General features: G+C 45.1%; 22 protein-coding genes, 6 tRNA genes and 2 pseudogenes. 24 read left to right on the forward strand and 6 right to left on the reverse strand.

The window, feature by feature from the left end:
• On the reverse strand, positions 1–1,293 hold a 1,293-nt coding region (locus tag SU60_RS09435), incomplete at its 3' end, for a transketolase family protein (protein WP_041155303.1).
• A 344-nt stretch (positions 1,294–1,637) separates the two neighbouring features.
• Here SU60_RS09435 and metK point away from each other — a divergent pair.
• The 8 genes from metK (at position 1,638) to ruvX (ending at position 8,329) form a co-directional block, all read left to right on the forward strand.
• Positions 1,638–2,792 carry a methionine adenosyltransferase gene (gene metK / locus SU60_RS09440; protein ID WP_041155304.1) on the forward strand — a complete coding sequence of 385 codons (1,155 nt, stop codon included), beginning with the start codon at positions 1,638–1,640 and terminating at the stop codon, positions 2,790–2,792.
• Positions 2,793–3,129: 337 nt separating this feature from the next.
• The gene (locus tag SU60_RS09445) at positions 3,130–3,927 is read left to right on the forward strand and encodes a DUF2189 domain-containing protein (protein WP_041155305.1); all 798 of its coding nucleotides are present in this window, start codon (positions 3,130–3,132) and stop codon (positions 3,925–3,927) included.
• Between the two features lie 77 nt (positions 3,928–4,004).
• The gene (locus SU60_RS09450) at positions 4,005–4,502 is read left to right on the forward strand and encodes a SprT family zinc-dependent metalloprotease (protein WP_041155306.1); all 498 of its coding nucleotides are present in this window, start codon (positions 4,005–4,007) and stop codon (positions 4,500–4,502) included.
• Between the two features lie 161 nt (positions 4,503–4,663).
• On the forward strand, positions 4,664–5,359 hold the full coding sequence (endA, locus tag SU60_RS09455) for a deoxyribonuclease I (protein WP_041155307.1): 696 nt from the start codon (positions 4,664–4,666) through the stop codon (positions 5,357–5,359).
• Positions 5,360–5,483: 124 nt separating this feature from the next.
• Entirely contained in the window at positions 5,484–6,215 is a 732-nt protein-coding gene (gene rsmE / locus SU60_RS09460; RefSeq protein WP_041155308.1) for a 16S rRNA (uracil(1498)-N(3))-methyltransferase, read from the forward strand.
• 13 nt (positions 6,216–6,228) lie between these two features.
• The gene (gene gshB, locus SU60_RS09465; protein ID WP_041155309.1) at positions 6,229–7,185 is read left to right on the forward strand and encodes a glutathione synthase; all 957 of its coding nucleotides are present in this window, start codon (positions 6,229–6,231) and stop codon (positions 7,183–7,185) included.
• Positions 7,186–7,299: 114 nt separating this feature from the next.
• Positions 7,300–7,863: a YqgE/AlgH family protein gene (locus SU60_RS09470; protein ID WP_041155310.1), complete on the forward strand. Its 564-nt coding sequence runs from the start codon at positions 7,300–7,302 to the stop codon at positions 7,861–7,863.
• A gap of 40 nt (positions 7,864–7,903) precedes the next feature.
• Complete coding sequence (gene ruvX / locus SU60_RS09475) at positions 7,904–8,329, forward strand: Holliday junction resolvase RuvX (protein ID WP_041155311.1); 426 nt, start codon at positions 7,904–7,906, stop codon at positions 8,327–8,329.
• Positions 8,330–8,399: 70 nt separating this feature from the next.
• On the opposite strand, the gene SU60_RS09480 is transcribed toward ruvX, so the two are convergent.
• Positions 8,400–9,506, reverse strand: a complete 1,107-nt coding sequence (locus SU60_RS09480) for a PilT/PilU family type 4a pilus ATPase (protein WP_041155312.1) — start codon at positions 9,504–9,506, stop codon at positions 8,400–8,402.
• 30 nt (positions 9,507–9,536) lie between these two features.
• Entirely contained in the window at positions 9,537–10,577 is a 1,041-nt protein-coding gene (locus tag SU60_RS09485; RefSeq protein ID WP_041155313.1) for a type IV pilus twitching motility protein PilT, read from the reverse strand.
• A gap of 28 nt (positions 10,578–10,605) precedes the next feature.
• Here SU60_RS09485 and SU60_RS09490 point away from each other — a divergent pair, with 28 nt between their 5' ends.
• The 7 genes and pseudogenes from SU60_RS09490 (at position 10,606) to hemW (ending at position 15,664) form a co-directional block, all read left to right on the forward strand.
• A complete protein-coding gene (locus SU60_RS09490; protein ID WP_041155314.1) occupies positions 10,606–11,313 on the forward strand; it encodes a YggS family pyridoxal phosphate-dependent enzyme in 708 nt (235 codons plus the stop codon).
• 152 nt (positions 11,314–11,465) lie between these two features.
• Positions 11,466–12,283: pseudogene (gene proC, locus SU60_RS09495) on the forward strand (pyrroline-5-carboxylate reductase).
• Positions 12,284–12,332: 49 nt separating this feature from the next.
• On the forward strand, positions 12,333–12,890 hold the full coding sequence (locus SU60_RS09500) for a YggT family protein (protein WP_041155315.1): 558 nt from the start codon (positions 12,333–12,335) through the stop codon (positions 12,888–12,890).
• Positions 12,890–13,180 (forward strand): DUF167 family protein YggU, encoded by a 291-nt coding sequence (yggU, locus tag SU60_RS09505; protein ID WP_041155316.1) that lies wholly within the window; start codon positions 12,890–12,892, stop codon positions 13,178–13,180. The genes SU60_RS09500 and yggU overlap by 1 nt, the downstream gene beginning before the upstream one ends.
• Positions 13,181–13,302: 122 nt before the next feature.
• Positions 13,303–13,734: a DUF4426 domain-containing protein gene (locus tag SU60_RS09510; protein WP_041155317.1), complete on the forward strand. Its 432-nt coding sequence runs from the start codon at positions 13,303–13,305 to the stop codon at positions 13,732–13,734.
• A 117-nt stretch (positions 13,735–13,851) separates the two neighbouring features.
• Positions 13,852–14,454, forward strand: coding sequence for an XTP/dITP diphosphatase (locus tag SU60_RS09515; RefSeq protein ID WP_041155318.1), 603 nt, complete (start codon positions 13,852–13,854; stop codon positions 14,452–14,454).
• 34 nt (positions 14,455–14,488) lie between these two features.
• Positions 14,489–15,664 carry a radical SAM family heme chaperone HemW gene (hemW, locus tag SU60_RS09520; protein WP_041155319.1) on the forward strand — a complete coding sequence of 392 codons (1,176 nt, stop codon included), beginning with the start codon at positions 14,489–14,491 and terminating at the stop codon, positions 15,662–15,664.
• A gap of 87 nt (positions 15,665–15,751) precedes the next feature.
• On the opposite strand, the pseudogene glsB reads toward hemW, so the two are convergent.
• The 3 genes and pseudogenes from glsB to trmB form a co-directional block, all read right to left on the reverse strand.
• A pseudogene (glsB, locus tag SU60_RS09525) lies at positions 15,752–16,671 on the reverse strand (glutaminase B).
• A gap of 108 nt (positions 16,672–16,779) precedes the next feature.
• A complete protein-coding gene (locus SU60_RS09530; RefSeq protein WP_041155320.1) occupies positions 16,780–17,808 on the reverse strand; it encodes a TRM11 family SAM-dependent methyltransferase in 1,029 nt (342 codons plus the stop codon).
• An 11-nt stretch (positions 17,809–17,819) separates the two neighbouring features.
• A complete protein-coding gene (gene trmB / locus SU60_RS09535; protein WP_041155321.1) occupies positions 17,820–18,539 on the reverse strand; it encodes a tRNA (guanosine(46)-N7)-methyltransferase TrmB in 720 nt (239 codons plus the stop codon).
• A 210-nt stretch (positions 18,540–18,749) separates the two neighbouring features.
• Between trmB and mutY the strand changes: the two genes are divergently transcribed.
• From mutY to SU60_RS09580, 9 genes are all read left to right on the forward strand, one after another.
• A complete protein-coding gene (mutY, locus tag SU60_RS09540; RefSeq protein ID WP_041155322.1) occupies positions 18,750–19,826 on the forward strand; it encodes an A/G-specific adenine glycosylase in 1,077 nt (358 codons plus the stop codon).
• 19 nt (positions 19,827–19,845) lie between these two features.
• Positions 19,846–20,118, forward strand: a complete 273-nt coding sequence (locus tag SU60_RS09545; RefSeq protein WP_041155323.1) for an oxidative damage protection protein — start codon at positions 19,846–19,848, stop codon at positions 20,116–20,118.
• A gap of 106 nt (positions 20,119–20,224) precedes the next feature.
• On the forward strand, positions 20,225–21,364 hold the full coding sequence (mltC, locus tag SU60_RS09550; protein WP_041155324.1) for a membrane-bound lytic murein transglycosylase MltC: 1,140 nt from the start codon (positions 20,225–20,227) through the stop codon (positions 21,362–21,364).
• Between the two features lie 100 nt (positions 21,365–21,464).
• A tRNA-Phe gene (locus SU60_RS09555) sits at positions 21,465–21,540 on the forward strand.
• 67 nt (positions 21,541–21,607) lie between these two features.
• Positions 21,608–21,683 (forward strand) — tRNA-Thr (locus SU60_RS09560).
• Positions 21,684–21,690: 7 nt separating this feature from the next.
• A tRNA-Phe gene (locus SU60_RS09565) sits at positions 21,691–21,766 on the forward strand.
• A gap of 55 nt (positions 21,767–21,821) precedes the next feature.
• Positions 21,822–21,897, forward strand: a tRNA-Asn gene (locus SU60_RS09570).
• A gap of 70 nt (positions 21,898–21,967) precedes the next feature.
• Positions 21,968–22,043: transfer RNA gene (locus SU60_RS09575), tRNA-Thr, on the forward strand.
• An 8-nt stretch (positions 22,044–22,051) separates the two neighbouring features.
• Positions 22,052–22,127 (forward strand) — tRNA-Phe (locus tag SU60_RS09580).
• The last annotated feature ends 60 nt before the right edge of the window (positions 22,128–22,187 follow it).

Raw genomic sequence — 22,187 nt, forward strand, 5'->3', positions numbered from 1 at the left:
GCCGTAAGGAACGAAACCACCGTGCAATGCGATACCGTTCATGATCGCAGTCATACCGAATTCACGTACACCGTAGTGGATGTAGTTACCAGAAAAATCTTCGGCTTCTAACGATTTCGAGCCCGACCACATGGTTAGGTTAGACGGTGCTAAGTCAGCAGAACCACCCATGAACTCCGGTAGCATTTGACCAAACGCTTCTAGTGCGTTTTGTGATGCTTTACGTGAGGCAATATTCGCAGGGTTTGCTTGAAGGTCAGCAATGATTTGGCTTGCTTTTTCTTCCCACTGTGCAGGTAGCTCACCATTTAAACGACGCTTAAGTTCAGCAGCTTCCGCAGGATAAGCCGCAGCGTAAGCGTCAAATTTCTCGTTCCACGCGGCTTCTTTCGCTGCGCCTGCTTCTTTTGCATCCCACTGCGCATATACGTCAGAAGGAACTTCAAACGGCGCGTAATCCCAACCAAGGTACTCACGTGCTTCTTTGATTTCATCGTGGCCAAGTGGCGCACCATGACAATCGTGTGAACCAGACTTGTTAGGAGAACCAAAACCGATAATGGTTTTAGTACAGATCAGCGTTGGACGTGGGTCTGCTTTTGCGGCTTCAATTGCAGAGTTAATCGCATCAGAGTCGTGACCGTCTACTGCAGGGATAACATGCCAGCCATACGCTTCAAAACGCTTAGGTGTATCATCAGAGAACCAACCATCAACATGACCATCGATAGAGATGCCATTATCGTCCCAGAATGCGATCAGTTTACCTAGACCTAAAGTACCCGCCAGAGAACATGCTTCATGCGAAATGCCTTCCATCAAACAGCCGTCACCGAGGAACACATAAGTAAAGTGATCAACGATGTCGTGGTCTTCTTTGTTAAACTGAGCGGCAAGCGCTTTTTCAGCTAATGCCATACCAACCGCGTTTGTGATGCCCTGACCTAATGGACCTGTAGTGGTTTCAATACCTGGCGCATAGCCATATTCTGGGTGGCCTGGCGTTTTTGAGTGCAGTTGACGGAAGCTTTTCAGATCGTCGATAGACAGCTCATAACCAGAAAGGTGAAGCAAAGAGTAAATCAGCATTGAACCATGGCCGTTAGACAATACAAAACGGTCGCGATCCGCCCATTCTGGATTAGCGGGATTATGGTTTAGGTGAGAACGCCAAAGAACTTCAGCGATATCAGCCATACCCATTGGTGCGCCTGGATGGCCTGAGTTAGCTTGTTGAACACCATCCATGCTTAGAGCACGGATTGCATTGGCGAGATGTTTACGAGACGACATGTCTGCTCCTGAGTACATTAAGCGAAACGATAAAATAGAACATAATTCTCTCAAAGCACAGTAGGCTCTGCAAACGTTTTCCTCGCAGAAACTTCACAAATATCGTCGCTTGAGCACCAAATTAACGGAAGTTGCTTAATTTAATAAGAATGGCAGCAAACGTTTGGTTATAACAAAAATCAAAAAAGAGCTTGTAATTAGACCAATCAAATTTAGAATAGCCGTCTAGATGTAGATACACCTGCATATGCCCAATCATTCTCATGAAGTTTGGGCTTATAAGTATTATTTTCGTTGAAGCATTGATGATGTTTCAGCTTTAAACCAGATAGAGTGGAGCTAACATGGCTAAGCACCTGTTTACTTCTGAGTCAGTATCAGAAGGTCATCCAGATAAAATTGCAGACCAGATTTCTGATGCGGTTCTTGACGCGATTCTAGAGCAAGATCCAAAGGCTCGTGTTGCATGTGAGACTTACGTTAAAACCGGTATGGTTATGGTAGGTGGTGAAATCACGACTTCAGCATGGGTAGACATCGAAGAGTTAACTCGTGAAACCGTTCGTGAAATCGGCTACGTACATTCAGATATGGGGTTTGATGCAGACTCTTGTGCGGTACTAAACACAATCGGTAAACAGTCGCCAGATATCAACCAAGGTGTTGATAAAGCTGACCCTAAAGAACAAGGTGCAGGCGACCAAGGCATCATGTTTGGTTACGCTTGTAACGAAACTGAAGTCCTAATGCCAGCGCCAATTACTTACTCTCATCGCCTTGTGCAAAAACAAGCGGAAGTTCGTAAAAACGGCACCCTACCTTGGTTACGTCCTGATGCAAAATCTCAGGTCACATTCCAATACGACCAAGGTAACATCGTTGGTATTGATGCGGTTGTTCTCTCAACTCAACACTGTGATTCAATCTCGATTTCAGACCTGCGTGAAGCGGTAATGGAAGAGATCATCAAGCCAGTACTGCCTTCAGAGTGGATCAACAAAGAGACTAACTTCTTCATCAACCCAACAGGCCGTTTCGTAATCGGTGGTCCAATGGGTGACTGTGGTCTAACTGGTCGTAAGATCATCGTTGATACCTACGGCGGCGCAGCTCGTCACGGTGGTGGTGCGTTCTCTGGTAAAGATCCATCAAAAGTAGACCGCTCTGCGGCATACGCAGCACGTTACGTAGCGAAAAACATCGTTGCAGCAGGTCTTGCTGATCGTTGTGAAATCCAACTTTCTTACGCGATCGGTGTTGCTGATCCAACATCAATCATGGTGGAAACGTTCGGTACAGAGAAAGTATCTCACGACATCATCATCGAGGCCGTACGCCAGTTCTTCGATCTACGTCCATACGGCTTGCAAGAAATGTTGAACCTTCTTCAACCTATCTATAAAAAGACAGCAGCATATGGTCACTTCGGGCGCGAAGAGTTCCCATGGGAAGCGACTGATAAAGCAGCACTTCTTCGCGATTTCGCTGGCATCAAGTAATCAAGCTCGTTGATAACGCTCCAAGCCCTCGCCTAATGCGAGGGCTTTTCTTTTGTCACTATCCATCTTCCTATCTCTTTATCATTTCAAACTCAAACGAACAAATTTCCAACAAATAGTTGTAAATTGCCTCAACTCAGCCAATAGTTAAAATAGTGTTAAAACAATATTAACCAAACAAACTGGATGCGAGCTAGTGTCGCGACGATCAAGTGTAAAAGCGACGATAACAATATTGTGGGGAAAACGTTAGTCAGACATCCATCTTTAATGAGATTAAACCTATCTAGGTTAGTCGATGTTTACGAAATACGTAGGAATAAACCAAGGAGGAGTTATGCCTCGAACCGTCAATCCATCCGACTTCCACGGTAAACGAAAGGAAGTCCCGGATAACGAATACGCTCGAACCATTCCGTGTAATACGGTGAACTTGAGTGCCCCATTCCATTGGCTAGCGTTAGGACTGCATGACTTTGTTAAGATGCCCCTCATTAGTGCATTTTACGGCATATGCTTCATGGCAGCAGCCATCGGTATCGTTCTGCTTGTACAATGGCAGGGAACACACCTTGTCGTGATGCCAAGTTTGATCGTCTACATGTTAATTGGACCATTTTTAGCGCTGGGCTTATACGATGCCAGCTGGGAAAGAGAACGTGGACACAAACCACGGCTTTTCCACTCGATGAAAGCGATCGGTCGTAACTCAAGCTCTCAATGGGCTTTTGCCGTACTGCTTGCAGTGTTCATGATTTTTTGGATGCGGATCGCAGCCCTTCTACACGTGCTTTATCCTTCTGTGCAAGGTGCACCTCTCACTGATTTCTTGCCGTTCTTAGTGATTGGTTCTCTAATTGGCTTTATCCTCGCAAGCGTCGTGTTCAGTATTTCAGCGTTCTCCATTCCTCTAATGATGGAACGTAGAGTCGATATGATGAGCGCCATTTTTACTAGCTTTAACGCGGTAAAATCCAATATTCCGGCGATGATCGTTTGGGCTGCTATCATCTGCGGAGGCATCCTAATTGGCTTTGCTACTTACGGTATCGGCATGTTATTTACGATGCCGATACTTGGTTACGGGACATGGCACGCTTACCAAGCAATCATTAAGAAAAAGCATACTCCTTAAAGGACTAATGCTATGATCCAAGCCCTCGTTCATACGAGGGCTTTTTATTTGATCTGATTTTATTTATCGGGGGGACCGTGGATATAGAGCTGAGCTATAAAGCCAAGCAAGTACTGGCACATTGCATCGCGTTATCTGAAGAGGCTTTTAAACGCCCATTTCCCATCCCTAACATAACCTTTAATGTGCGTGGCAAAGCGGCTGGAAAAGCCTACCTTCAGCTTAACGAGATTCGCCTAAATCCCGTCCTGTTCAAAGAAAACCCACAAGCTTTTTTGCAAGAAGTCATCCCGCACGAAGTGGCTCACCTAATTACTTTCCAAGTGTATGGCCGGGTTCGTCCTCATGGTAAAGAGTGGCAAGGCGTGATGGAGTCTGTCTTTAAACTCCCAGCCAAAACCACCCATAGTTTTGCAGTCACATCGGTTCAAGGTAAAACCTTTGAGTATCGATGTCATTGTTCAACCTATCCGCTTTCCATTCGTCGCCACAATAAAGTCGTTCGCAAAGAGGCCGTTTACTCCTGTCAAAAATGCCGACAACCACTCTCATTCACTGGGAATCAACTCTCGTAATCTCACCGGAGCAAGCCAGCACCAGTATAATCTCAATAGTTAGATAACCAAACGATAGAGCCTAATTGTACTCACACAATGTAATTATTAACTTACTCATTACTTAAGCTAATATTTGAGTGCTATCATGCATAAAGTCATACTTTTTAAAGACTTTAACCATGAAATACCTTATCTCTTTATTGCTTATTGCACTCTCTGGAGCATCGTTTGCTGCTCCGCCTAGTTCATTTTCTGCTGCCAAACGACAAGCAGTTAAAATCTACCAAGATCACCCAACCAGCTTTTATTGTGGCTGCAGCATTCAATGGCAAGGAAAAAAAGGCCACCCTGATCTCGCATCCTGTGGCTACCAAGTAAGAAAACAAGAAAAACGAGCGTCACGTATCGAATGGGAGCATATCGTCCCTGCCTGGCAATTTGGCCACCAGCGACAATGTTGGCAAACGGGCGGGCGTAAAAACTGCTCACGCAATGATAAAACTTTCCGTTCAATGGAAGCCGATCTGCACAACCTCACGCCTGCAGTAGGCGAGGTAAATGGTGATCGTTCTAACTATAATTTCAGTCAATGGAATGGCATGGACGGCGTCAGCTATGGTCGTTGTGAAATGCAGGTCAACTTCAAACAGCGCAAAGTGATGCCACCGGATCGAGCGCGCGGTTCGATTGCAAGAACCTACTTGTATATGAGTAAAGAGTACGGTTTCAAACTGTCTAAACAACAAACTCAGCTGATGACAGCCTGGAACAAGACCTACCCCGCTGACAAATGGGAATGTGAACGTGATAAGCGTATTGCCAAAATCCAGGGCAATCATAATCCATTTGTTCAACAAGCGTGTCGCGCGCAGTAACGCTCTCTGTCACTATCCGCTTTTTGACGAGGCGTTTCATACATTGAAACGCCTCTTGCCCCTTGTTTTTTCATTAGAATGCATCCATGTTAGGGATTAAGTTTATTCTCTTGCTGGAAATCCCATGCGTATCCCTCGAATTTATCATCCAGAAACCATCTCACAACTTGGAACCCTTGCACTCAGCGAAGATGCTGCCGGTCATATTGGGCGTGTACTGCGAATGAAAGAAGGGCAACAAGTTTTGCTCTTTGATGGCAGTGGTGCAGAATTTCCAGCCGTGATTAGCGAAGTCAGCAAAAAGAACGTGATGGTTAGCGTGGCTGAGCGTGTCGATAGCAGTGTAGAGTCACCTTTGGACTTACATCTCGGTCAGGTTATTTCTCGCGGTGATAAAATGGAATTTACCATCCAGAAATCTGTTGAGTTAGGGGTTAATACCATCACTCCGCTCATTTCTGAACGTTGTGGCGTCAAACTAGACCAAAAACGTTTTGAAAAGAAACTTGCTCAATGGCAAAAAGTCGCAATCAGTGCTTGTGAACAATGTGGACGTAATGTCATCCCAGAAATTCGTCCCATTATGAGTTTGGAACAGTGGTGTCAAGAAGAGTACGATGGATTAAAGCTCAACCTTCACCCTCGGGCGAAATACTCGATCAACACCCTACCAACGCCTGTTGAAAAAGTTCGTTTGCTGATCGGCCCAGAAGGTGGATTGTCGTCTGAAGAGATCGACATGACACGTGAATATCAATTTGAAGAGACGCTACTCGGCCCACGTGTACTGCGTACTGAAACAGCGGCTCTAACAGCAATTACAGCTTTACAAGTTCGTTTCGGCGATCTTGGTTAAACGGAGAAAAAGAATGATCAAACTCGGTATTGTGATGGACCCAATCTCGTCCATCAACATCAAAAAAGACTCTAGCTTTGCCATGATGCTTGAAGCGCAACGACGCGGCTATGAAATTCATTATATGGAGATGAACGATCTGCATCTTGAACAAGGCGTTGCGATAGCGGATACCAAGGTGGTTGAGTTAAAAGAAGATCCTAGTGGCTGGTACGAGTTTAAATCAGAGCAAAGCATAGAACTTTCAGAGCTTGATGCCGTTTTGATGCGTAAAGATCCTCCATTCGACACAGAATACATTTACGCCACGTACATTCTTGAGCGTGCAGAAGAACAAGGCACACTGATCGTTAATAAACCGCAAAGCCTGCGCGACTGTAACGAAAAACTGTTTACGGCATGGTTCCCAGAATTAACACCAACCACCATCGTTACACGTAAAGCGGAAAAAATTAAAGCATTTCGTGAACAACATGGCGACGTGATCTTAAAACCGCTCGACGGTATGGGCGGTGCATCAATCTTCCGTGTAAAAGAGAACGATCCAAACGTCTCCGTGATCATCGAAACATTGACCAACCATGGGCAAAACTACGCGATGGCGCAGACCTTTGTTCCAGATATCAGCAATGGTGACAAACGCATCTTAATCGTCGATGGTGAACCAATGCCTTACTGCTTGGCTCGCATTCCTGCTAAAGGAGAAACACGAGGTAATCTTGCCGCTGGCGGCACAGGTGAGGCTCGTCCGCTAAGCGAAACAGACTTAAAGATCGCAGAAACCGTTGCGCCAACGCTCAAAGAAAAAGGCTTGGTGTTTGTCGGATTGGATATCATTGGCGACAAACTCACTGAGATTAACGTCACCAGCCCAACGTGTATTCGAGAAATCGAAGCGGCATTTGATATTTCGATTACAGGAAAGCTGATGGATGCCATTGAGCGGCGAGTAAAATGCCTAAAACTGTAGTAGAGTTACTATAGTTAGACCTATCATTAAACGAAGCAAACTCATGCAGATATAACGTACGTCATTAACTGAGTTTGCTTACGTTTTCTACTAGTCTTAAGGATGCCTATGAGTATGAACCTCACAAACCACTTTTTAGTCGCTATGCCAGGGATGAAAGATCCCTATTTCCAGCATAGTGTTGTTTATATTTGTGAGCATAATGAAGACGGCGCTATGGGATTGATCATCAACGCTCCTGTCGATATCACGGTGGGAAAGATGCTCAATCAGGTTGAAGTTCAGCCGGTTCACCCACGCCTCCTTGAGGCAAGTCTTGATAGACCAGTCTACAATGGTGGACCAATTTCAGAAGACCGCGGCTTTATCTTACATAAACCAAAAGACTACTACGAATCGAGTATTAATATGACGGACGATCTTGCCGTCACGACGTCACGCGATATTTTAACCGTATTAGGAACAGAAGCGGAACCCAGCGATTACTTGGTTGCACTTGGCTACTCTGGTTGGAGTGCAGGTCAATTAGAAAACGAGTTAGTTGAAAACTCTTGGCTGACTATCGAAGCAACCCCTGAGATCATATTCAATACTCCTATTCGCGAACGCTGGAAAAAAGCCGTCGAGAAACTCGGCATTGACCCTAGCCACCTATCTGCTGACGCAGGACACGCTTAGGGTCTAAGCATCAAATAGAATTCTTATTAGAGACACTCTTATGTCACGTACAATCATGGCTTTCGACTTCGGCACCAAGAGCATCGGCAGTGCGATCGGGCAAGAAATTACTGGTACCGCTTCGCCACTAAAGGCATTTAAAGCAAATGACGGTATTCCAAATTGGGATGATATCGAAAAGCAACTTAAAGAATGGCAACCCGATCTATTGGTTGTGGGCCTTCCGACGGACCTCCATGGCAAAGATTTGGAAACCATTACTCCTCGTGCAAAAAAGTTTGCTAACCGCTTGCATGGTCGTTTTGGCTTCCCAGTGGAACTACATGATGAGCGGCTCTCCACCACAGAAGCGCGTTCAGAATTATTCAGCATGGGAGGCTATAAAGCCTTATCAAAGGGCAATGTTGATTGTCAGTCTGCGGTAGTGATACTAGAAAGCTGGTTTGAAGCACAATATGGTGACTAGTTGATTTGACTACCCGATAGAATAAAAAGGTTGGCTTCTGCCAACCTTTTCAGTTTTAACGTTTCAACCTCTAATCCATATCTATCTTCACGTTCGCCAAAGAACCTGAAGTCGAAGGTTCACCGCGTTGAGTTTTGAGCATCAAACGTAAATCATTGGCAGAATCCGCACTATGCAGTGCATCCTCTTCACTGATTTTACCTTGCATAACTAGCTTGTAGAGGGATTGATCGAAGGTCAACATGCCAAATTCATTCGAACGGGACATCGTCGTTTTAAGTTCATGTAAGTCACCACGGCGAATCAAATCGGATACTCGTGGGCTGTTTAATAGTACTTCAAACACTCCATGGCGCCCTTTTCCATTCTTATCTCGAATCAATTGCTGACCAATGACACCTTTTAAGTTCATGGATAGATCAAAGAGAAATTGCTCTTTTTGATCTTTAGGGACCAAATGAAGAATACGCTCTAATGCCTGGTTAGCGTTGTTCGCATGCAAGGTTGCCATACATAAATGCCCAGTTTCGGCAAAGGTCATGGCATATTCCATCGTCTCTCGGCTTCTGATCTCGCCAATCAAGATCATATCCGGAGCCTGACGCAGCGAGTTCTTCAGTGCAATTTCATAACTCTCCGTATCCAACCCAACTTCCCGTTGCGTCACGATACAGCGCTTGTGTTCATGGACAAACTCGATGGGATCTTCGACGGTTAATATGTGTCCGGTTTTATGTGTATTTCGATAGCCTGTCATTGCTGCCATCGTCGTCGATTTACCTGACCCCGTCGCACCGACAACAAGCACAAGGCCCCGCTTAGCGATAGCCAAATCCTGCAAGACAAGTGGCAACTTTAACTGCTCAAAGGTAGGAATATTCGTCTCAATCCGGCGTATAACAGCACCAGGCAACTCGCGTTGAAAAAAAGCACTAACACGGAAGCGACCAAAGTCTCTGACTATCGCGAAGTTCGATTCTCTTTGCTTACAAAATTCCTGACGGCGATCTGGATCCATGGCGCAATCAAGTAGCTTCTCCACATCATGCTCAGTGAGCTTGTCACCTTGTGGACGCAACTCCCCATCCACACGAAACAAAATCGGAGCCCCTACTGTGATGTAGAGATCCGATGCTTTTAGCGTCAGCATACCTTCAAGAAATTTATTTAGATCCATCTTCCGTGCCTACCATTATCTTTATGAGTATTACGAGAATTGCTGTACTTCGAGCCCGACCTTACTGTCTGCTTCTTCATGAGACACAATACCTTGAGCCATCAACTGACGAGCATTCTGTTCCATTGTCTGCATGCCGTGTGCCGCACCGGTCTGAATAATCGAGTACATTTGGGCCACTTTATCTTCACGAATCAAGTTACGAATTGCAGGCGTAGCCATCATGATCTCGTGACAGGCAACACGCCCACCACCATTACGCTTTAACAGTTTTTGCGCAATCACCGAGCGCAAAGATTCCGACAGCATGGAACGAACCATATCTTTGTCACTCCCAGGAAAAACATCGATGATACGGTCAATCGTCTTCGCCGCTGAACTGGTATGCAAAGTACCAAACACTAAGTGGCCCGTTTCTGCTGCTGTCAGAGCCAAACTGATGGTTTCTTTGTCACGCATCTCCCCCACCAAAATGACGTCTGGGTCTTCACGAAGTGCACTGCGCAACGCACTTTGGAAGCTATGCGTATCGCGGTGTACCTCTCGCTGGTTGATCAAACATTTATTGTTGCTATGTACAAATTCAATTGGATCTTCAATTGTTAAGATATGCTTATTGTGATTACGATTGATGTAGTCGACAATGGCAGCTAAAGTCGTCGATTTACCAGAGCCCGTCGGTCCCGTAATTAATACCAAACCTTTTTCGGCATTGGCTATCTTAGTAAAGATGTCCGGAGCTTCAAGCCCATCCAAAGTAGGGATGGCGGTTGGGATAGTACGAAATACCGCAGCGCAACCACGAGATTGATTAAATGCGTTGACACGAAAGCGGCCAACATTTTGCAGTTCAAATGAGAAATCGACTTCGAGTTTTTCTTCGAATTCACTGCGTTGTGCATCGTTCATGATTTCAAAAACCAAGCGATGCACTTCTTGGTGTGTAAATGCTGGAATGCCAAGCTTTCTTACATCGCCATCGATACGAACCATTGGCGGAACACCAGCAGAAAGATGTAGATCCGAGGCATTATGTTTTACACTAAAATCGAGTAACTCAGTGATATCCATTTAAAATCCTTAAGTCTAAAGTACAGCTATGAGTAGTATTCAACAAAACATTGAACATATCACCTCTAAGATCCGGAGCGACGAGCAAAAATGCGGCCGTTCTCCTGAGTCCGTGCAACTTCTAGCAGTCAGTAAAACTAAACCTGTCGAGGCTATTCTCGAAGCTCACCAGGCTGGTCAACTGGCTTTTGGTGAGAACTACGTTCAAGAGGGCGTCAGTAAAGTTCAGCACTTTGCACAGTATTATCCAGATAATCGAATAGAATGGCACTTCATCGGCCCTATTCAATCTAATAAATCGCGACCTGTTGCTGAACATTTCGATTGGGTTCACACCATTGATCGCGCTAAAATTGCTCAACGACTAAATGATCAACGTCCAAGCGAACTCAAACCGCTTCAAGTTCTCATTCAAGTCAATACCAGTAATGAATCGTCTAAATCCGGTGTAAACGACAACGAAATATTCGAGTTAGCCGAGTTGATTTCTCGCTTACCCAACCTCACGTTAAGAGGGTTAATGTCAATTCCAGCCAACGTATCAGACTATCAATCACAGTTGGAGGAATTCCGTAAGTTGGAGAAACTCAAGCAAACACTTGCACAGCGTTATCCACACATCGACACATTATCTATGGGCATGAGTGGTGATATGGATGCCGCTATCGAAGCTGGCAGTACAATGGTTCGCATCGGCACCGCTATTTTCGGGGCGCGGGATTATAGCACTCAGTAACACATCGCTCAGTAAGATGTCGTTTTTAGCAGCTAAATAAAGAGCCCAGTAACCTACATCACTCGGTTCAGCCTTTTACTTAATGTAGGCGATATGCTTTAAAGCGCTATTATGCACAATAATCAGTAAAAATCATGATGGAAATCAGGTAAATGGAACATAAGAAAATCGCCTTCATCGGTGCTGGAAACATGGTAAAAGCCATCGTTTCTGGCTTAGTGAACAATGGATACCCTGCTCAGAATATCGTTGCGACTGCCCCTTCAGAGACTCGTCGCCAGCCATTAGAACAAGAGTTTGGTATTCAAACCTCAAGTGATAATCAACTTGCCGCATCACAAGCCGATGTCGTGGTATTGTCGGTAAAGCCGCAAATGATGGCAGAGGTATGTAAACCGCTTCAATCTATCGACTTTAGCAATAAATTGGTCATTTCTATTGCTGCTGGCATTAATTGTTCACGTTTAGATGAAATGCTAGCGACCAAACTGAATCTGGTTCGTGTGATGCCGAATACCCCTTCCCAACTGGGTTTAGGTATGAGTGGCCTTTATGCACCTCAACATGTTACAGAACAGGACAAAAACTTTGCGGCCGAGCTAATGCAAGCGGTTGGTGAAGTATGTTGGGTAAAGCAAGAGTCTGGTATAAACAACGTGATTGCAGCAGCAGGAAGTGCACCAGCGTACTTCTTTTTGTTTATGGAAGCGATGCAAGCAGAAGCTATTGCGCAAGGATTTGATAAAAAAACGGCCCGCCTTTTAGTTCAGCAAGCTGCTTTAGGCGCCGCAAGTATGGTTGTGCATAACCCAGAGACCGAGCTGTCCACTTTGCGAGAAAACGTGACCTCAAAAGGTGGCACAACCGCAGAAGCGCTGCACACATTCAACGAACACCAACTTTCTGATATCGTAGCGAAAGCCATGCAGCAGCGGTGGCTCGCGCCGAAGAAATGGAAAAATTATTTTAATTATCTGGAGCGCGTCTAGCGCTTATCCATCACTTATTAAGGGTCCCTTATGAATTCAGTGAGTTTTCTCATCTCAACCCTGTTTGACCTGTATATTATGGTCGTCATTTTACGAATATGGTTGCAGGCTGCCCGCGCAGACTTCTACAACCCATTCTCACAATTTATCGTGAAAGCGACACAGCCTGTGATTGGCCCACTGCGTCGTGTTATTCCTTCGGTTGGTAACATCGATCTCGCCACCGTGTTATTCGCGTACGTCCTGTGTATCCTTAAGTTTGTTGCTTTAATTCTTATTGCGTCAAACGGTTCGGTTTCTTTTAGTGTCGAATTTCTGTTCCTTGGTTTACTGTCTTTAATCAAAGCAGCGGGCGGTTTGCTATTCTGGGTACTTTTGCTTCGAGCAATTCTAAGCTGGGTCAGTCAAGGTCGTAGCCCTATTGAGTATGTATTCCACCAGCTAACAGAGCCTTTGTGCGCTCCTATTCGTCGCATTATTCCAGCCATTGGCGGTCTCGACCTTAGCGTTTTAGTTCTGTTTATTGGTCTCCAATTTGCTAACTTCTTAATGGGCGATATTGTGGGTCCAATCTGGTTCCAGCTTTAATGTCAGCAGCAGTTTGGCATGAGGGAGAGGACATCGTACTCAAACTCTATATCCAACCCAAAGCAAGCCGTGACAAACTGGTCGGCTTGCATGGTGATGAGCTTAAAATAGCGATAACCGCACCGCCAGTAGATGGCAAAGCCAATACGCACTTGACTAAGTTTTTGGCTAAGCAATTTAAAGTGGCTAAAGGTGGGGTTCACATAGAAAAAGGCGAATTGGGACGGCACAAACAAATTAGGATAGAATCCCCAACTCAGATACCAGCAGAAGTAAAAGCCATCTTATGATGGCTTTTTATTTATAAATTAAAATTACATATACTCAAGTGACCTCAAGATGCAGGATTCAGAGTTGCATCTTGAAGCTGCTTGAATCTTGAATATAGACGCGTCTCTATGAGGAATTCACAATGAGCAAATGGATTACCGCATTAATGATCAGCCTGTTGTCACTACCAAGCTTTGCTGATCAGTTCAAAAATATGAAAGATATCGAAGTTCATTATGTGGCTTTTAATTCGACCTTTTTAACGCCTAAGGTTGCTCGAAGTTATGATATTAAACGAAATGGCTACAACGCGGTCATCAATATTAGTGTTCTAGACAGAGCCTCGCTAGGCAAACCAGCCCTAGAAGCCAAGGTTGGTGGACACGCAAAAAACCTGATTGGCCAAACACAAAAGTTAACCTTTCGTGAAGTCAAAGAAGGCGATGCGATTTACTACTTGGCAGAACTCCCCATTACACATGAAGAAACCTTCGCCTTCGATATTGATGTAAAATCAGGAAACAAAGGCGCGGGCAAACTTAAATTCACTCAGAAGTTTTATGTTGAAGAGTAATTGGGTTGTGATGTTCCAAACGCATTTAGATCTAAGTAAACCAAAAGCTCCGGTAACTTAAAAAATATCAGGAGGAGAACCCGTAACGCTCCTCTATCACTATCAAAAGAGATCCCCATGAAAAAAATTGTGCTAGCAACCGGCAACCAAGGTAAAGTGCGCGAAATGGCAGACTTACTGTCTGACTTCGGTTTTGAAGTATTAGCGCAAAGTGAGTTCAACGTCTCTGAAGTTGCAGAAACGGGCACAACGTTTATTGAAAACGCCATCATCAAAGCTCGCCACGCCGCTCAGGAAACAGGCTTACCGGCCATTGCAGATGATTCGGGGCTAGAAGTCGACTTCCTTCAAGGTGCACCAGGCATCTACTCGGCACGTTATGCAGGCGAGGGAGCTTCTGACCAAGAGAATCTAGACAAGTTACTTAAAGCAATGGAAGGCGTACCAGAAGCAGAACGCACCGCTCGCTTTCACTGCGTCTTAGTATTAATGCGCCACAAAGACGATCCAACACCGACCGTTTGCCACGGAGTGTGGGAGGGGCGTATCCTAACGAAAGCACAAGGTGAAAACGGCTTTGGTTACGATCCGATCTTCTTCGTACCAGAAGACGACTGTGCATCCGCCGAATTAGAGCCTGCGCGCAAAAAGCAACTATCGCATCGTGGTAAAGCGCTTAAATCGCTGTTTGCTCAACTGTCAGCTCAAGCAGCTCAGTAAGTTCACTGCATAGTCACTATAAACGAGTATATCCATGTTAACTCCCCCTGCACTCAGTCTGTATGTCCACATCCCTTGGTGTGTACAAAAGTGCCCCTATTGCGACTTCAACTCACACGCGCTCAAAGCGGAGATCCCAGAAGAGGAATACATTCGCGCCCTTCTTGAAGATCTGGATAGCGACATTGAGAAATACGATTTGAACGTTACGCCACGTCCGCTACACTCGATCTTCATTGGTGGCGGAACACCAAGCTTGATTTCCGCTCCAGGGATCGCAAGTCTACTCTCAGGCATCGAAGCGCGCATACCATTCAAACCAGGTATTGAAATCACCATGGAAGCGAATCCAGGTACCATTGAAGCAGAACGGTTTGCAGGTTATCGCAAAGCAGGCGTTACACGTATTTCCATTGGTGTACAGAGTTTTGAGCAACAAAAGCTTGAGCGCTTGGGGCGCATTCACGGTCAAGATGAAGCCGTCAACGCAGCCAAGCTTGCCCATCAGATTGGCTTAAATAGTTTTAACCTTGACTTAATGCATGGGCTGCCAGAGCAAAGTATTGAGCAAGCACTCGCAGACTTGGATAAAGCAATAGAATTAGCGCCACCCCACTTGTCTTGGTATCAGCTTACAATTGAGCCCAACACCATGTTCTACTACAAGCCGCCAACGTTGCCCGATGACGATGATTTGTGGGATATTTTCGAACAAGGACATAAAAAGCTTGCCGCTGCTGGGTATGTACAGTACGAAATTTCTGGTTATAGCAAACCTGGTTATCAATGCCAACACAATCTCAATTACTGGCGCTTTGGCGACTATTTAGGCATCGGTTGCGGTGCCCATGGTAAGCTTAGCTTCAGTGATGGCCGCATCATTCGTACTACAAAAGTAAAACACCCTCGTGGTTATTTGGCTGCTTATCAAAATATGGTTAAACCTTACTTACATACGGAACAATTTGTCGAAGACGAAGACCGTCCGTTTGAGTTCTTTATGAATCGATTTCGTTTAATCGAAGCCTGCCCCAAGCAGGACTTTATCGATACCACAGGGTTACCACTGAGTAGTATTCAAGACACCATAAGCTGGGCGTTAGAGATGGAATATCTGAATGAGACCGAGACACACTGGCAGATCACCGAAAAAGGGAAGCTGTTTTTGAACGACTTACTCGAAGCCTTTATGGCAGAGGAAGACGAATAACGTCGTCAGAACACCAATAAATGCGCCATAAAAAATGCCTCTCGATGGTGAGAGGCATTTTTGTTTGTTCTGAGGTTAAGAGCAAGTTTAGAAAATCGACCGACCAATTCGCTCCGACAGTAGCTCAAGAGCCTTTGTCCCCGCTAGTGAGTTACCAGCAGCGTTGAGTTCTGGAGACCAGACGGCAATGGTCATCTCTCCTGGCACGACCGCTATAATGCCACCGCCTACGCCTGATTTCCCCGGCATACCAACACGGTATGCAAACTCACCTGCCCCATCATAAAGACCGCAGGTCGCAAGCAATGCATTCAGTTGTTTGGTTTGAACGGGAGAAACGATCGGTTTACCTGTGTGTACAGACGTGCCTTTATTGGCTAAATAACTAAAGGTTTTCGCCAAGTCGACACAACTCATCTTTAAGGCGCAAGCGTGAAAATAGTTTTGTAGGACCGGAATGACATCATTTTCGAAGTTGCCAAACGAGCGCATGAGGTAAGCGATCGCGGCATTACGATCACCGTGCATCATTTCCGATGCAGCGACGACTTTATCATACACAATATGGGTATCTCCCGATAACTGGCGAACAAATTCAAGCAATCGCTGACGCGGTGCAGATAAACGACTTTGCAATAGATCTGCCACTATAATCGCACCAGCATTAATGAACGGATTCCGTGGGATGCCCTGCTCCATTTCCAACTGAATGAGGGAGTTGAATGCCTGACCTGATGGTTCTTTACCAACTCGTGCCCAGATTTCCTCTTGCTTATACAAACACATCGCCAGCGTGAGACTCAGCGCTTTAGAAATGGATTGGATAGAGAAAGGTTCATCGGCATCCCCGCTTTAATCACTTCACCTTCGTTAGTGTATACCGCCAGACCTAGCTTATTATTGGGCACTTTTGCCAAAGCTGGAATATAATCGGCGACTTTTCCTTGGCCGATCAACGGACGAACTTCCGCAAGAATTTCTGTCAAAATTTCCGCTGTTGGTTTCATTGTCTACCTTATTCTTATAAGCGCGTTCTTGTTATAAGCGCGTTAGCCCAGAGGTAAAAAAAGCCAACGGAGCGTTGGCTTTTCAAAGAGTCTATATTGAAAAATCGATTACTGTTTCACTGCCACTATAATGTTGCGGTTGATGGATTGATCGACACGGTGAAGATAACCGATATAAGGTTCTTCCGAAAGTACCTTCCAGCCTTGCTCTTCAAATAGTGCCGCGATGTCTTTCCATTTCAACGTAAACTCATTGAAAGACAACACCACAGAGCCCTGTTTTTTCAATACCACTTTCCATGCAGGCAGGGCTTCTTTCAAAAGTTCTAGAGGACTGCGGTTGAGCTTACTGTCTTTGGCATTTTTGCTGCCGTGCTGCACACCATATGGTAAATCGGATACCATCACATCCACTGAGTTTTTCTTTACCACTTGGTCTGCTATGCGGGTATCAGCCGAATACAGCTTCATCGTCTGAAGGTGACCTTGGTTGTAATCTTCTTTTTTCGCTGCGGCTTCAACCACGAAACCATCGGCCACTTTTTTACCACCAGAAGTGCGCTTTTCTTTGCTCACTTTATGCTTAAAGCGACCGTTCTTCATAAACTTAACGACGAAGGTTTGGATCTCTTGAACCCATTTCTGGTTGATCTCAACACCCACCACGCTAAAGCCATGGATCAAACCTTCAAATAGTGTTGTACCCTTACCACACATCGGATCCATTAACGTCAGTTGCGCGCTATCTGTGTTAGCGGCACTCACACCAAGGTTTACCATCAAACGCGTAAACTGTTCGTTTGTTTTTCCGGTATAACGCAGGATCTGACTCATGCTCTCAGGGAAAGTGTTGAACGCAGGCGCCTGAATTGGACATAGCAAACCGTCTTCACGCACTTCAAACAGCGCGTAATAAATCGAAGATGCCGCGATTTTACGAGCTTGTGCCTCGTTGAGAGCGTCTGCACACGAGAACACCAATGCTGCAGGTAAGCCGACATCTTTACTGCCAATTTCAGTCACTTCAACACCTTCAGAAGCCAGCATTGCTTTTAGCTCTGAACATGCGATGGTCATAGCGCTATCAAAATAAATACGGTTGTGACCCGGATTCGCTAATATCGCATAGTGGTACATCACCAGACTCCTTAAGCAGTACGCTTGAATTTGATGTCCCACACACCGTGACCAAGACGGTGACCGCGAGCTTCAAATTTAGTCAATGGTCGATCTTCAGGACGAGGAACAAAGTCACCATCTTTAGCAATGTTTTCGTAGCCAGGCGCTTGATTCATAACTTCAACCATATGTTCCGCGTAGTTTTCCCAGTCTGTAGCCATATGGAAAACCCCTTCGTTAGGGATCAGTTTTTGACGTACCATTTCCGCGAACTCTAGCTGAACGATGCGACGTTTGTGGTGACGCTTTTTATGCCAAGGGTCAGGGAAGAACAGTTGCAACGTGGTTAGGCTGTCATTTGGGATCATGTGCTCAAACACTTCAACCGCATCGTGACACATTACACGTAGGTTGGTGATACCCGCTTCTCGAGCATCTGAAAGGCAAGCACCAACACCAGGGCTATGAACCTCGATACCAATAAAGTTTTTCTCGGGTGCATTTTTTGCCATTTCAACCAATGAAGCCCCCATACCAAAACCGATTTCTAGTACAACTGGATTATCGTTGCCAAACACTTCTTTCCAATTAAGAAGTTCTGCTTTGTAATCGATGCCCATTGTTGGCCAGCACTCATTCATCGCGCTCTCTTGGCCTTTGGTTAAACGGCCTTCACGACGAACGAAGCTGCGGATTTTACGGATCAGCTTGCCGTCTTCGTTGTATTCGTTGGTGGTTACTTCACTCATTGATTTTGCCTGCACATTGATTAATCAAAGCGGGGATTATCCAAAGAATTAACTCGGGTGCAAGTTTTTGTTTAACTCCCTCCCATGTCGACGCTCTAAATCCAACATCTTGAGACTATTTGGCAATATCCCCACGGTTTACCAGTTGTACTTATCACCTATTCATGGTGCAATTTTGCTCCTAAACAATAATAGAATATAGAGCAAGTCGTGACCCCTTTCGCCAGCGCCATCTTAGAATGGTATGACGCCTATGGAAGAAAAGATCTTCCATGGCAACAGAACAAAACCGCTTACAGTGTCTGGTTATCTGAAATCATGCTTCAGCAAACTCAGGTCACTACCGTCATTCCATATTATCAGCGCTTCTTGGAACGATTTCCTACCGTGGTCGATCTCGCCAATGCAGAACAAGATGAAGTGCTGCATCTATGGACAGGGCTTGGTTACTATGCGCGTGCTCGCAACCTACATAAAGCAGCTAAAGAAGTGGCGCAAAAATATCATGGTGAATTTCCAGTTAATCTCGAAGAAATGAATGCATTACCAGGTATTGGCCGCTCTACTGCCGCCGCCGTGCTCTCATCAGTTCATAAGCAACCTCATGCGATTCTCGATGGTAATGTAAAACGCACCCTTGCTCGCTGCTTCGCCATAGAGGGTTGGCCCGGACAGAAAAAAGTAGAAAACCAACTGTGGGATATTGCCGAGACACATACGCCACAAACGGACGTAGACAAGTACAACCAAGCCATGATGGACATGGGAGCCATGGTCTGTACACGCAGTAAACCCAAGTGTACTCTATGCCCCGTTGCCGATTTATGCGTAGCAAAAAAACAAGGTAACGTCCTCAGCTATCCTGGCAAGAAACCGAAAAAAGACAAACCAATCAAGCAAACTCGGTTTGTCATGCTTCACCACAGTAACGGTAAAGAGCATGAAGTTTGGTTAGAACAAAGGCCTCAAACTGGCATTTGGGGAGGACTCTTTTGTTTTCCTCAAACCGAACATGTGGATACCGAAAGCGATATAGATTTACTGCTAGAGCAACGCGGAATCCGAGCTAATGACATTAAAGATCAGCAAACGTTGATTACTTTCCGCCACACATTCAGTCACTACCATCTCGATATCACACCGATTTTGATTGACCTGTCAAAGCAACCCAACGTGATAATGGAAGACAACAAAGGTCTTTGGTATAACTTATCTAAACCTGAAGAAGTGGGCTTAGCTGCGCCAGTAAAACTGTTATTGGAAGCACTACCTCATGAACTTCGTTAATTGAATACAAGGAGTCATTATGAGCCGCACTGTGTTTTGTGCTCGACTAAACAAAGAAGCTGAAGGTCTAGACTTTCAACTGTACCCAGGTGAACTAGGCAAACGCATTTTCGATAACATTTCGAAAGAAGCTTGGGCTCAGTGGCAACACAAACAAACCATGTTGATCAATGAAAAGAAGCTCAACATGATGGATCCTGAGCACCGTAAGCTGATCGAAACTGAGATGGTGAACTTCCTCTTTGAAGGTAAAGATGTTCATATCGAAGGTTACACACCACCAAGCGAATAAATAGATTAGCTCCACAGCTAAACTTATTCAAAAGCATGACATCACAAATCGCTTTGTGATGTCATTTGTCCAATTAGTGCCCACCGTCCCTTAACTATCACTGCTTATGAAAAAAATTGTCTTTATTGCAGCCTCACTTTTCATTGCGGGTTGCAGCCGTGAGTTTGTCGAAAATATCTATGACGTTAATTACGAGCCCACTAACCGTTTTGCTAACCACTTAGCTGAGTTACCAGGACAATTTGAAAAAGACACGGCTGCCCTAGACTCATTAATGAACAGCTTTTCAGGTAATATTCAAAAACGGTGGGGCAAACGAGAGGTCAAGCTCGCGGGTAAAAGCAATTACGTTAAATATATCGACAACTACCTCAGCCGCGCCGAAGTCGATTTCCAAAAGGGTGTCATCACCATAGAAACCGTTTCACCTACCGAGCCACAAAAACACTTAAAAAACGCCATCACAACCACTTTGCTGACTCCAGACGACCCAGCCAACGTTGATCTCTTTTCTTCCAAAGCCATTAAGCTACAAGGACAACCGTTTTTATATAAACAGGTCGTTGATCAAGATAAGCAACCGATTCAGTGGTCATGGCGGGCTAATCGATTTGCTGACTACCTGATCGCTAATAAAATCAAGACAAAAGACGTCGACTTTAAGAAAGCGTACTACGTAGAGATACCAATGGTGGAAGACCATCTTTCTCAACGCAGTTACCAATACGCTGATATTGTGCGCCGTGCATCGACAAAATACGATATTCCAGAAGATTTGATCTACGCCATTATCAAAACTGAAAGCAGCTTTAACCCGTATGCAGTGAGCTGGGCTAATGCATATGGTCTGATGCAAGTAGTACCTAAAACCGCAGGTCGCGACGTATTTTCTTTGGTAAAAAAGCGCTCGGGTCAACCTAGCCCTGAGTACTTGTTTAATCCAGAAAACAATATTGATACCGGAACCGCATATTTCTACATATTGAAAAATCGCTATTTAAAGGATGTGAGTCACCCAACATCTCTGGAGTACAGTATGATTTCCGCCTACAACGGAGGCACGGGGGGCGTACTAAACACGTTTAATCGCAATGACCGGAAACGTGCGATGAATGATTTAAATTCACTCCAACCAAATCAAGTTTACTGGGCCTTAACTAAAAAACATCCCAATGCAGAAGCTCGTCGTTACTTAGAAAAAGTTACAAATTTCAAAAAGGAATTTAACTCAGAGCAAACTTTGTAAAGCCATTTGGATAAAAAGCGTTCGAACAGCCACTTTTTTGAAATTATTTATAAAAAGTGGTTGACGCAAAGCGGGAAAATCCGTTTAATAGCGCTCCGTTGCCCGGATAGCTCAGTCGGTAGAGCAGAGGATTGAAAATCCTCGTGTCGGTGGTTCGATTCCGCCTCCGGGCACCACGATTTTAATTTGTTGGTGTCTTAGCAAAACGTTATCACACGAACAAAAGCACAAAGAATAAAGTGTGCCGACTTAGCTCAGTAGGTAGAGCAACTGACTTGTAATCAGTAGGTCACCAGTTCGATTCCGGTAGTCGGCACCATTCTTTTGCCTCGATAGCTCAGTCGGTAGAGCAGAGGATTGAAAATCCTCGTGTCGGTGGTTCGATTCCGCCTCGAGGCACCATTATTTGGTGCGCTTGTTTGATTTTAAATCATTAACAAGACACAAGCAGAATAGTTCCTCCTTAGCTCAGTTGGTAGAGCGACGGACTGTTAATCCGCAGGTCGCTGGTTCGAGCCCAGCAGGAGGAGCCACTTTCTAGAATTTCATTCAGTTGGGATTCTAAAAAAGAAGAGTTCTACTCTTCTAAAAAGAATAAAGTGTGCCGACTTAGCTCAGTAGGTAGAGCAACTGACTTGTAATCAGTAGGTCACCAGTTCGATTCCGGTAGTCGGCACCATTCTTTTTGCCTCGATAGCTCAGTCGGTAGAGCAGAGGATTGAAAATCCTCGTGTCGGTGGTTCGATTCCGCCTCGAGGCACCATTATTTGGTGCTCATGCTCGATTTGAAATAATTGGCAAGACACAAACAACTTTTGTTGTT

It is taken from the genome of Vibrio mytili (assembly GCF_000830505.1).
GTDB lineage: Bacteria > Pseudomonadota > Gammaproteobacteria > Enterobacterales > Vibrionaceae > Vibrio > Vibrio mytili.